The sequence below is a fragment of the Streptomyces sp. NBC_01429 genome, assembly GCF_036231945.1.
GTDB lineage: Bacteria > Actinomycetota > Actinomycetes > Streptomycetales > Streptomycetaceae > Streptomyces.
Genome location: NZ_CP109599.1, coordinates 7,676,145 through 7,689,538, shown reverse-complemented (window position 1 = coordinate 7,689,538; position 13,394 = coordinate 7,676,145). Strand labels below are relative to the sequence as shown.

2 protein-coding genes (1 of these 2 only partly in view) are annotated in these 13,394 nt (G+C 70.5%); both read right to left on the bottom strand.

What is annotated here, in order from left to right; all coding sequences use genetic code 11:
- Positions 1-42: 42 nt before the first annotated feature.
- Entirely contained in the window at positions 43-10,896 is a 10,854-nt protein-coding gene (locus OG627_RS33755; RefSeq protein WP_329071715.1) for a type I polyketide synthase, read from the bottom strand.
- Positions 10,897-10,907: 11 nt separating this feature from the next.
- On the bottom strand, positions 10,908-13,394 hold the 3' end of the coding sequence (locus tag OG627_RS33750) for a type I polyketide synthase (protein WP_329073178.1). It continues 26,184 nt past the right edge of the window; only the last 2,487 of its 28,671 coding nucleotides appear in the window; the start codon falls outside the window, past its right edge — the gene reads right to left on this strand; it ends in the stop codon at positions 10,908-10,910.

Below are 13,394 nucleotides of genomic sequence, written 5' to 3'. Positions count from 1 at the left end.
AATGAGGCCGGGCTGGCGATCGCCTGGGGTTGAGAGGCCGGATCAGCGATCGTTCATACGGCCAAGCTCGTTGTCGATGAAGGCGAAGATCTCGTCCTCGCTGGCGTCCTCGATCCGGTCGCTGACCTTGGGACCGGCCGCGGTCTCCGGTTCGGCACCTCGCCATTTCTCCAGCATCTGGAGCAGTCGGTTCGCGACCGCCGTACGCGTCAGGGCGTCCGGCTGACCGGCGGCGAGTGTGGAGTCGAGCCGGTCGAGTTCCGCCAGGAGCGTGGTGCCGCTGTCGGCCGTCTCCTCGTCCACGAGCCGCGAGACGAGGTGGTCGGCCAGGACAGCCAGCTTCGGGTAGTCGAAGACAAGGGTGGCGGTCAGGCGCAGTCCGGTGGCCGTGGACAGCCGGTTGCGCAGTTCGACGGCGGTCAGCGAGTCGAAGCCGAGATCCTGGAAGTCACGGCGCGGGTCGATGGAGTCGGGTGAGGTGTGGCCGAGGACGGCGGCGGCCTCGGTGCGTACGAGATCGACCAGGAAACGCCTGCGCGCCTCCCCGTCCATCTCCCGCAACCGACCCGTCAACACCGCCGCCGTACCCGCACCACCCACCGCCCCCGCGGCAACACGACGCGAACCACGCACCAACCCCCGCAACAACGGAGGCACCACACCCCGCACACGACCAGCCCCACCCACAGGACCCATCGCCACCACACACGCCCCACCCACCGAACCAGACGTCACCGCATCAAACAACGACAACCCCTGACCCACCGACAACGCAGACACACCCGACGCGGAAACACGCCGCAAATCCACCCCGGACAACGAACCCGTCATCCCCACACCCTGCGCCCACGCACCCCACGCAACCGACCGACCCACCAACCCCAAACCAACCCGGAACTCGGCCAACCCATCCAAAAACACATTCCCGGCCGCATAACTCCCCTGACCGGCACTCCCCATCACACCAGAAACCGACGAATACAGAACAAACGCCGCAAGATCCATACCCAACGTCAACTCATGCAAATGCCACGCCCCATCCACCTTCGGACGCAACACCCCCGACAACCGCTCACCCGAAAGCGACGTCACCACACCATCATCAAGAACACCCGCCGTATGCACCACACCCCGCAACGGCCACTCCACCGGAATCCCAGCCAACAACCCCTCAACCGCACCCCGATCACCCACATCACACGCCTCAACACTCACCTCCGCCCCAAGACCCACCAACTCATCCCGCAACTCCACCGCACCCACAGCACCCAAACCACGCCGACTCACCAACAACAACCGACGCACACCACGCTCAACCACCAAATGCCGGGCCAGCACACCCCCCAAACCACCCGTACCACCCGTAATCAGAACAGTCCCCCCACCAACACCCTCCCCAAAAGCATCCAACCCAACAACATCCTCGCCACCGGCAACCACCCGCGCCAGCCGACCCACCCGCACCACACCACCACGCACCACAAACTCACCATCACCCGACGCCAGCACACCCGGCAGACCAGGCACCACCGACGACAACCCCACACCCCCCTCAACATCCACCAACACAAAACGACCAGGATTCTCCGACCGCGCGGCACGCACCAAACCCCACACCGCACCCCCCACCAAACCACCAACACCCACACCAGCGACCGAACCCACACCAGCCACCGCAGCACCACACGTCACAAACACCAACCGCGCACCCGCCAACCGCTCACACCCCAACCACTCCTGCACCACCCCCAACACATCAACCGTCACCCCACGCACCACAGACGGCACATCCCCCACACCATCCACCGCACCCGGAACACGCACCACCACAAAATCCACGCCATCAGGCACATCACCCAACGACGCAACACCACCCACACCCCACTCAACCCACCGCACACCACCCCCCAACACCAACTCACCGACCGGCACCCACTCCACCCGCAACAACGAACCCTCGGCCCGCCCGCTGACCGCGGCCGGGTCGGCGGGCGTGCGAGGACGAAGGGTCACGGAGTCGACGGACAGCAGCGGGGCACCGACCGAGTCGACCGCCGCGAGGGAGACGGTGCTCTCCCCCGTTGTCGTCATGCGGGCACGCACGGCCGAGGCACCGCCGGCGTGCAGAGAGACCCCGGACCAGGACACACCCGTCCAGGTAGACGGCGTGGGAGCTTCCTCGCCGTTCAGGCTGCCGAACTCGGCTGCCTGAAGGACGGATTCGAGGAGCGCGGGATGGAGACCGAAGTACTCGGCGTCGGAGGCCGCCTCGCCGGACAGCGCAGCCTCGACGAAGACCTCATCGCCCAGGACCCAGGCCCCCAGAAGACCGGAGAGGGAGGAACCGAGGTCGGCGTGATCCCCGAAGCCGTCGAGGTCGACGGGGGTCGCGCCGTTCGGCGGCCAGACGGAGACGTCGAAGCCGAAGTCGTCGGCGGTGGCTCCGGCGGCCACGGCACCACGCGCGTTCTCGGTCCACTGCTGGTCGGCCGCGTCCGCGGGCCGAGAAGCGAAGCGGATCTCTCGGTTGCCGGACTCATCGGGTGTACCGACCCGCACCTGGAGATCCACGGCGGTCTCGTCGGTGAACACGAGGGGGACGGTGACGTTCAGCTCGGTGACCTGGTCGCAGCCCACCTGGTCGCCCGCCCGGACGGCCAGCTCCACGAAGGCCGCCGCCGGGAACTGCGCGGCACCGGACTCCGTGTGATCCGTCATCCAGGGGTGAGTACGGGTGGTGAGACGGCTGGTGAAGAGCAGACCGTCGGAATCGGCCAGGGGCACCAGGGCGCCGAGCAGCGGGTGTTCCGCGGGAACGAGCCCCACGGACGACACATCACCGCTGAGCGCGTTCGGCCGGGGCCAGTAACGCTCGTGCTGGAAGGGATAGGTGGGCAGATCGACGCGGCGTGCACCGCTGCCCGCGAACAGCTCGGCCCAATCGACCTCGACACCCGTCACATACAGCCCGGCGAGCGCCGTCAGCAGCGCGGACTCCTCCGAACGGTCCTTGCGCAGCGCCGACACGACGACCGGCGGCGTCTCGACACCGTCCAGCGTGCGCTGCGCCATCGCGCTCAGCACCCCATCAGGACCCAGCTCCATGAACGCCGACACGCCTTCACCGGCCAGCGTGGACACACCGTCGGCGAACCGCACCGTCTCCCGGACATGACGCACCCAGTAATCAGCGGTACGGACCTCGGCCTCATCCGCCAGAGCACCCGTCACGTTGGAGACGAGCGCGATACTCGGCTCTCCGAACGACAGCCCCTCCGCCACCCGGCGGAACTCCTCCAGCATCGGATCCATCAACGCCGAATGGAACGCGTGACTCACCGACAGGCGACGCGTACGCACCCCGTCAGCCGCGAGCTTCTCCGCAACCGCCAGAACATCCTGCTCCGCACCCGCGATCACCACCGCGTCCGGGCCGTTCACCGCAGCCACCGACACAGCACCGGTCAACAGCGCCCGCACCACTTCTTCCGTGGCCTCAACAGCCACCATCGCACCACCCGCAGGCAACGCGTCCATCAGACGAGCACGCGCCCCGACCAGTCGGCACGCATCCTCCAACGAGAACACACCCGCCACATGAGCAGCCGCGATCTCGCCCACGGAATGCCCGGCGACGAAATCGGGCCGCACACCCCACGACTCCACCAACCGGAACAGCGCCACTTCGAGCGCGAACAACGCGGGCTGGGTGAACCCGGTCCGGTCCAGCTGGTCGGGCTCGTCCCCGAAGACCACCTCACGCAGCGGGCGCCCCAACTCACCGTCGAAGTACGCCACCACCGCGTCGAACGCCTCAGCGAACACCGGGAACCGCTCGTACAGCTCACGGCCCATACCGGCCCGCTGCGAACCCTGACCCGAGAACAACACCGCCAGCGAACCACCCACATCAGCGGCGCCTCGCGCCACCTCCACCGCCGGGCTGCCGTCCACGCCCGCCAGCAGCACCGCACGACGATCGAACTCCGACCGCCCCGCCACCAGCGACAGACCCACGTCCACCGGCGACAGTTCGCCATTCGCCAGCGGGGCGATACGTGCGATCTGTTCGGCCAGCCCGGCCTCGGAGCGTCCCGATACCGGCCACGGCACGACGGTCATCGGTGCCGTCACCTCACGGGCCTGCTCGGCGGCCGGTTCGGCGCCCTCAAGGATGACGTGGGCGTTGGTCCCACTGATGCCGAACGACGAGACGCCGGCCCGCCAGGGCCGGTCCACCTCGGGCCAGGCGGTCGCCTCGGTGAGTACCTCGACCGCGCCCTCGCTCCAGTCCACATGCGACGACGGAGCGTCCACGTGCAGAGTCTTGGGGACCACGCCGTGGTGCATCGCCATGACCATCTTGATGATCCCGGCCACACCCGCCGCCGCCTGGGTGTGCCCGATGTTCGACTTCACCGAGCCGAGCAGCAGCGGCTGCCCCTCCGGACGACCCTGGCCGTACGTGGCCAGCAGCGCCTGCGCCTCGATCGGGTCGCCCAACGTCGTACCCGTACCGTGCGCCTCCACCACATCCACATCAGCAGCCGACAGACCACCACTCGCCAACGCCTGACGAATCACCCGCTGCTGCGACGGACCGTTCGGCGCCGTCAGACCATTCGACGCACCATCCTGATTCACCGCCGAACCACGCACCACCGCCAACACCGGATGCCCATTGCGGCGCGCGTCCGACAGCCGCTCCAGCACCAGCATGCCGACACCCTCGGACCAGCCCGTCCCGTCGGCCGCGTCCGCGAACGCCTTGCAGAACCCGTCGGTGGCCAGCCCGCCCTGCCTGCTGAAGCCGGAGAAGGTCATGGGGGTGCTGAGCACCGTCACCCCGCCTGCCAGCGCGAGTGTGCTCTCGCCGCTGCGCAGGGACTGGGAGGCGAGGTGCAGGGCCACGAGCGACGACGAGCACGCGGTGTCGATGGTCACCGCGGGGCCTTCGAGCCCGAAGGTGTAGGAGACCCGGCCAGAGATCACACTCGTCGCCAGGCCCGTGGTGGCGTGCCCCTCGACGTCCTCCCGCGAATTCATCACCAGATTCGCGTAGTCCTGTCCCGTCGTGCCGACGAAGACTCCGGTCTTGGTGTTCCTCAGCGACGACGCCTTGATGCCCGCCCGCTCGAACGCCTCCCACGAGGTCTCCAGCAGCAGCCGCTGCTGCGGGTCCATCGCAAGCGCCTCACGCGGCGAGATCCCGAAGAACCCGGCGTCGAACTCACCGACGCCCTGGAGGAATCCGCCGCGGCCGGTCGCGCTCACACCCCGGCTGTCGGGAGCGGAGTCGAACAGAGCCTCCAGGTCCCAGCCGCGGTCCGTGGGGAAGCCGGAGATACCGTGCCGGCCATCGGCCAGCAGTTCCCACAGCTCCTCGGGAGAGGTCACGCCACCCGGCATCCGGCATGCCATACCAACGATCGCGACCGGTTCGTCGGAGACGGCGGGAAGGGCGGGGGACGTGGAGCCGGCGGACGCCTCCTCCTCACCGTAGCCGTCGAGCAGGACGTCGCCGAGGTGCCCGGCGAGGTCGGCAGGGGTGGGGTAGTCGAAGATCAGGGTGGCGGTCAGGCGCAGTCCGGTGGCCGTGGAGAGGCGGTTGCGCAGCTCGACTGCGGTCAGCGAGTCGAAGCCCAGCTCGCGGAACTCCTTCTGCTGCTCGACGCTCTTGGCGGAGGTGTGGCCGAGGACGGCGGCGGCTTCGGTGCGTACGAGATCGACCAGGAAACGCCTGCGCGCCTCCCCGTCCATCTCCCGCAACCGACCCGTCAACACCGCCGCCGTACCCGCACCACCCACCGCCACCGCGGCAACACGACGCGAACCACGCACCAACCCCCGCAACAACGGAGGCACCACACCCCGCACACGACCAGCCCCACCCACAGGACCCATCGCCACCACACACGCCCCACCCACCGAACCAGACGTCACCGCATCAAACAACGACAACCCCTGACCCACCGACAACGCAGACACACCCGACGCGGAAACACGCCGCAAATCCACCCCGGACAACGAACCCGTCATCCCCACACCCTGCGCCCACGCACCCCACGCAACCGACCGACCCACCAACCCCAAACCAACCCGGAACTCGGCCAACCCATCCAAAAACACATTCCCGGCCGCATAACTCCCCTGACCGGCACTCCCCATCACACCAGAAACCGACGAATACAGAACAAACGCCGCAAGATCCATACCCAACGTCAACTCATGCAAATGCCACGCCCCATCCACCTTCGGACGCAACACCCCCGACAACCGCTCACCCGAAAGCGACGTCACCACACCATCATCAAGAACACCCGCCGTATGCACCACACCCCGCAACGGCCACTCCACCGGAATCCCAGCCAACAACCCCTCAACCGCACCCCGATCACCCACATCACACGCCTCAACACTCACCTCCGCCCCAAGACCCACCAACTCATCCCGCAACTCCACCGCACCCACAGCACCCAAACCACGCCGACTCACCAACAACAACCGACGCACACCACGCTCAACCACCAAATGCCGGGCCAGCACACCCCCCAAACCACCCGTACCACCCGTAATCAGAACAGTCCCCCCACCAACACCCTCCCCAAAAGCATCCAACCCAACAACATCCTCGCCACCGGCAACCACCCGCGCCAGCCGACCCACCCGCACCACACCACCACGCACCACAAACTCACCATCACCCGACGCCAGCACACCCGGCAGACCAGGCACCACCGACGACAACCCCACACCCCCCTCAACATCCACCAACACAAAACGACCAGGATTCTCCGACCGCGCGGCACGCACCAAACCCCACACCGCACCCCCCACCAAACCACCAACACCCACACCAGCGACCGAACCCACACCAGCCACCGCAGCACCACACGTCACAAACACCAACCGCGCACCCGCCAACCGCTCACACCCCAACCACTCCTGCACCACCCCCAACACATCAACCGTCACCCCACGCACCACAGACGGCACATCCCCCACACCATCCACCGCACCCGCACCCACACCCGCACCCGCACCCGCACCCGGAACACGCACCACCACAAAATCCACGCCATCAGGCACATCACCCAACGACGCAACACCACCCACACCCCACTCAACCCACCGCACACCACCCCCCAACACCAACTCACCGACCGGCACCCACTCCACCCGCAACAACGAACCCTGTTCGCTGTCGCGCCGTGCCGCCGTCCCGGCCCTGGGCGCGAGGACGAGCGAGTCGGCGGAGAGGACCGGGGCGCCGTCCGCGTCGGCCATCGCCACGGAGACGGAGTCCTCCCCCGTCCTCACGAGCCGTACGCGCACGGCGGAGGCGCCCCCGGCGTGCAGCGAGACCCCCGACCAGGACGCGGGCGCCAGGTCGTCCCGGTCCCCCCCGTCCCCGCCCGGTCCCGCGAATCCGACCGTTCGGGACACCGCCTCCAGCAGCGCGGGGTGGAGCCCGAAGGCCCCCGCGTCCTCGACCTCGCCCGGCACGACGGCCTCGACGAAGGTCTCGTCACCACGGGTCCAGACCGAGCGCACCGTACGGAACACCGGACCGTGCTCGTCGGTCTCGTGGAAGCGCTCCAGGTCCACGGCGCGGGCACCGTCCGGCGGCCAGACCGAGGCGTCGAACTCCACGGTCCGCTCGGCGGCGCTCAGGACTCCGTGCGCGTGTTCCGTCCAGGACGGGTCGGCGGCGTCCGCGATCTGCGAGTGGATGCTGACCTTCCGGGCACCGAGGGCGTCGGGCGCGCCCAGCGACACCTGGAGGTAGACAGGGGTGTCCTCGGCCAGGACCAACGGCTCGCCGAGGGTCAGCGCGTCGATCCGGTCGTAGCCGACCTGGTCGCCCGCCCGGATGGCCAGTTCCAGATGTGCGCCGGCGGGGAAGTGCGCCTCGCCGTCCACGATGTGGTCGAAGAGCCAGGGGTGGGTCAGCCGCGAGAGCCGGCTCGTGAACAGCACGGTGTCCGTGCCGGCCGGGGTCACCGCGGCGCCCAGCAGCGGGTGTTCGGCCGGAATGAGTCCCGCGGCCGACACATCGCCCACGGTGGCGGCGGGCCTCGGCCAGAAACGCTCGTGCTGGAAGGCGTACGTCGGGACGTCCACGCGGTGGGCGCCCCTGCCCTCGAACCACGCGGTCCAGTCGATCGCGACGCCCGCCACGTGCAGGCGCGCGAGGGCCGTGAGGAGGGACCTCTCCTCCGCCCGGTTCTTCCGCAGAGCGGGCAGGACGACGGTCGCGGTGCGGCTGCCCGAGGAGCCCGAAGTACCCGAGGCGCCCGAGGTGGCCGCGAGGCAGTTCTGGGTCAGGGCGGAGAGCACGCCGTCCGGGCCCAGCTCCAGGAAGGTCGACACACCCGCGCCGGCCAGGGACTTCACCCCGTCCGCGAACCGTACCGTCTCCCGGACGTGACGCACCCAGTAGTCCGGCGAGCACACCAGCCGCTCGTCGGCCGGCAGCCCGGTCACGGTGGACACGATCGGGAGGACCGGGGCCCGGTAGACGAGGCTCTCGGCGACGCCGCGGAAGTCCTCCAGCATCGGGTCCATCAGCGGTGAGTGGAACGCGTGGCTCACCGAGAGGTGCTGGGTCCTGCGGCCCTCGGCGACGAACTTCTCCGCGAGCCGGCCGACGGCCTTCTCCTCCCCTGCGACGACGATCGCGTCGGGGCCGTTGATCGCGGCGATCGACACCCCCGCCGTGAGCCGGGCCGTCAGCTCCGCCTCGGACGCCTGGATCGCGACCATGGCGCCCCGGCCGGGCAGCGCCTGCATGAGCCGGGCGCGGGCCGCGACCAGCGTGCAGGCGTCGTCCAGCGAGAGAACGCCCGCCACATGGGCGGCGGCGATCTCACCGACGGAGTGCCCGGCGACGAAGTCGGGCCGTACACCCCACGACTCCACCAGCCGGAACAGCGCCACTTCGAGCGCGAACAACGCGGGCTGCGCGAAACCGGTGGTGTCCAGACGGCGGGCGTCGCCGAACATGACCTCCCGCAGGGGGTGGTCCAGCCCGGCATCCAGGCGCTCCGTCACGGCGTCGAGAGCGCGGGCGAACACGGGGAACCGCTCGTACAGCTCCCGTCCCATGCCCGCCCGCTGCGCGCCCTGGCCGGTGAACAGTACGGCGAGGGAGCGCCCGGCGGCCTCGCGGCCCCGGGCTACCTCCGGGCGGCCGCCGCCCTGGTCGTCGGCCTGGTCGTCGGCCAGCAGCACGGCGCGGTGCTCGAAGAGCGCCCGGCCGGTGGCGAGGGAGAAGCCCACGTCGAGCGCGCGGTGGCCGGCCGAAGCGGCGGCGGCCGTCCGTTCCACCTGCGCGTCGAGCGCCTCCTCGGACTTGGCGGAGATCAGCCACGGGACGAGTCCGGTGGGCAGGACGGAGCTCTCCCCCGGTCCGGTGGTGGATGTGGGTCCGGTGTTGGTGACGGATCCGGTGTCTGTGGCGGATCCGGTATCGGTTCCGGTGACCGGTGCCTGCATCATGTCCCCCACCGGCTCGGCCTGCTCGACGATCACATGCGCGTTCGTACCGCTGATTCCGAAGGACGAGACACCCGCGCGCCGGGGCCGGCCCGCCTCGGGCCACGGCCGGGCCTCGCGCAGCAGCTCCACGGCGCCGGAGTCCCAGCCCACCTGCGAGGAGGGCGCCTCCACGTGCAGGGTGCGCGGGAGCAGGCCGTTGCGCATCGCCATCACCATCTTGATGACACCGGCGACCCCGGACGCGGCCTGCGCGTGGCCGAGGTTGGACTTGACCGAGCCGAGCAGCAGCGGCTCCCCGGTGCGGTCCTGTCCGTAGGTGGCCAGGAGGGCTTCCGCCTCGATCGGGTCGCCGAGGGGCGTGCCGGTGCCGTGTCCCTCGACCGCGTCCACGTCGGACGTGGTCAGTTCGGCGGCGGCCAGGGCCTGGCGGATCACCCGGCGCTGGGCGCGTCCGCTCGGTGCGGTGAAGCCGTTGGACGCGCCGTCCTGGTTGACGGCGGAGCCCCGTACCACCGCCAGGACGGGGTGGCCGTTGCGGCGCGCGTCGGAGAGCCGCTCCAGGAGCAGCAGGCCCACGCCCTCGGACCAGCCGGTGCCGTCGGCGGAGTCGGCGTACGCCTTGCAGCGGCCGTCGGCGGCCAGCCCGCCCTGGCGGCTGAACTCCATGAGGGAGCCGGGCGAGGACATGATGTTCACCCCGCCGGCCAGGGCCAGTGTGCATTCGCCGTTGCGCAGTGCCTGGGTGGCCGAGTGCAGTGCCACGAGCGAGGAGGAGCAGGCGGTGTCGACGGTCACGGCGGGCCCCTCCAGGCCCAGCGTGTAGGAGAGCCGGCCGGAGGTGGCGCTGGCGGCGATGCCGGTGCCGATGTCGCCGGTGGCGTCCGCGAGGGAGCGCACGAGCAGGTACGCGTAGTCCTGGCCGTTCGTTCCCACGAAGACGCCGGTCCGGCTGCCGCGCAGCGCGGTCGGGTCGATCCCGGCCCGTTCGATGGCCTCCCAGGAGGTCTCCAGCAGCAGCCGCTGCTGCGGGTCCATGGTGACGGCCTCGCGCGGCGAGATCCCGAAGAACCCCGCGTCGAAGTCCGCCGCGCCGTCGAGGAATCCGCCTTGCTGGCTGACCTCGTTGCCGCGCCGGTCGACCCCGGCCTCGCGCAGGGCGGTGAGGTCCCAGCCGCGGTCCGTCGGGAAGTCGGAGATCGCGTCCTCGCCCGCGGCGAGCAGCTTCCACAGGTCCTCCGGCGAGTTCACCCCGCCGGGGTAGCGGCAGCTCATCGCGACGATCGCGATGGGCTCCGTGGCCGCCGCGGTGAGCTTGCGGTTCTGCCGGCGCAGGTGCTCGGCCTCCTTGAGCGAAGCCCGGAGAGCCTGGACAACTTTTTCGCTGGGCGTAGTCATGGTTCGCTCTCTCAGCCTTCGGTCCGTGAGTCCTGCGCGCTGTTCGGTACGTCGGTGCTGCCGTGGGTGGTCCCGTCCATCGCCGCCCGTACCAGGTCGTCGATGTCCATCGCGTCGACCGCCTCGTCGTACGACTCGGAGGCGTCGGGGGCCCCGTCGTCGGTGACGGCGCCGGGGCCGCTCCGTTCGGCTCCGGAGGTGCGTGCCGCGAGTTCGAGGAGCGGCGCCAGCACGCCGATCTCCCGGAGCTGGGCGGCCGAGACGGAGGCGAGCAGCGCCCGCAGACCCGACTGGTCGAGGTCGTCGGTGCCGGCCTCGGCACCGTCGTTCTCCGGGAGGAGCAGGCCCTGGATGTGGGCCGCCAGGTCGATCGGTGTCGGGTGGTCGAAGACCAGCGTGGCGGACAGGGTCAGTCCGGTCGCGGCGCCGAGCTGGTTGCGCAGCTCGACCGCGCCCAGCGAGTCGAAGCCCAGGTCCCTGAAGGCCCGGTCGGGGCTGACGACATCGGCGTCGGAGTGGCCGAGGACGGCGGCGGCCCGGGTGCGGACGAGGGTCAGTACGGTCTTGGACCGCTGCGCCTCCGACTCGCCCGCGAGCCGGTCGCGCAGCGCCGCGCCCGGCGCTCCGTTCTCCTGCTCGGTCCCGCTGCGACCGGGCTCACCGGCGACGGTCTGTTCGGCGAAGAGCCGGCTCGGCCGCATCGAGGTGAAGGCGCGGGCGAACTGGCCGTGGTCGACGGCGGCGACGACCTCGGTCGGACGGGTACCCATGACGATCCGGCGCAGTGCGGTGACCGCGAGGTCCGGGTCGAGGGGCTTGATGCCGGTGCGCTGGGCGGCGAGGGCGGCCCGGCCGTCGGCGGCCATTCCACCGCCGCCCCAGGCGCCCCAGGCGATGGAGGTGGCGGCCAGTCCTTCGGCCCTGCGCTGTTCGGCGAGGGCGTCGAGCAGCGCGTTGGCCGCGGCGTAGTTGGCCTGGCCGGGGTTGCCGACGGTGGCCGACGCCGAGGAGAACAGGGCGAACACGGCCAGGCCGAGTCCCCGGGTCAGCTCGTGCAGGGCGAGGGCCGAGGCGGTCTTGGCCCGGAACACCGATTCGAACCGGTCCGGGGTGAGGCCCGCGAGCACTCCGTCGTCGAGGACTCCGGCGGCGTGGATGACGCCGGTGAGGGGCGCCCCCTGCGGGACGGCGGCGAGCACCTTGCCCAGCGCGTCGCGGTCGGCCGCGTCGCACGCGGCGAAGGTGACCTCGGCGCCCAGCGCGGTGAGTTCGTCGCGGAGCCGCGCCGCTTCCGGCGCGTTCTCGCCACGGCGGCTCAGGAGCAGCAGGTGGCGTGCGCCCGCTTCGGCGAGGCCGCGTGCCACATGCCCGCCGAGCGATCCGGTGCCGCCGGTGATCAGGACCGTACCGCTCGGGTTCCAGTCCGGTACGGACGGGCCCTGGGGAACGGGGACGAGGCGACGGCCGAAGACGGCAGACGGGCGGATCGCGATCTGGTCCTCGCCGTCGGCGTCCGCGAGGACTCCGGCGAGGCGGGCGCCGGAGCGCTCGTCCAGGGCGGCGGGCAGGTCGATGAGACCGCCCCAGCGCTCGGGGTGTTCCAGCGCTGCGACGCGTCCGAGGCCGAGGACGGCTGCCTGGGCCGGCTCGGGGACGGTCTCGGTCGCCGAGACGGCGACCGCGCCGCGTGTGACGCACCACAGGGGCGCGGTGACACCGGTGTCGCCGAGTGCCTGGGCGAGCGCGGCGGTGTGGAGGAGCCCCGCCGGCACGCTCGGGGCGTCGGTGGTGCCGTCCGGGTCCGTGGCGAGGGCCAGCAGGGAGACGACGCCGGTGAAACTCCGTCCTTCGGCGGTCAGTTCGCTCAGCCGTTCGGCCAGTTCGGCGCGGTGCGCGGTGGCCACGTCGAGGGTCACCGTGCCGGTGCCGAGGTGTCCGAGGACGTCGGCGACCCACGGGTCGTCGCGGTGTCCGGACGGTACGGCCACGAGCAGGGTTCCGCCCGGTGTGCCCGTGAAGGCGCGGTCCAGCGGCTTCCACAGGATCCGCTGGCGCCAGCCGTCGACGGTGGACCGCTCGCCGCGCTGCCTGCGCCAGTCGGCGAGTGCGGGAAGCACCTTGGAGAGCGCGTCGCCGTCGACGTTGAGGGTGGCCTCCAGCGAGGCGAAGTCCTCGTCGCGTACGGCGGTCCAGAACCCGTCGTCCTCGCCGCCGGAGCGGTCGGGCGTGGCCTGCTTGTTCTCGGGCCAGAAGCGCTGGTGCAGGAAGGGGTAGGTGGGCAGGTCCGGGTGGCCGGAGGTGGTGGCCGCCGGGCCCGTCAGCGCGTCCCACGCGGGGCTGAGGCCGTTGACGTGGAGGTGGGCGAGGGCCGTCGTGGCGCACTCCTCCTCGCTCCGGTCCCGGCGCAGCAACGGGACGGTGACGGCGCGTGAGGACAGCGCGTCCAGGGTGTCCTGGGCCAGGGCGCACAGGCTGCCGTCCGGGCCGATCTCCAGGAA

Bases quoted from the DNA above. Each gene is read 5' to 3' on its own strand.
- OG627_RS33755 (WP_329071715.1), bottom strand. From the start codon at position 10,896: ATGACTACGCCCAGCGAAAAAGTTGTCCAGGCTCTCCGGGCTTCGCTC.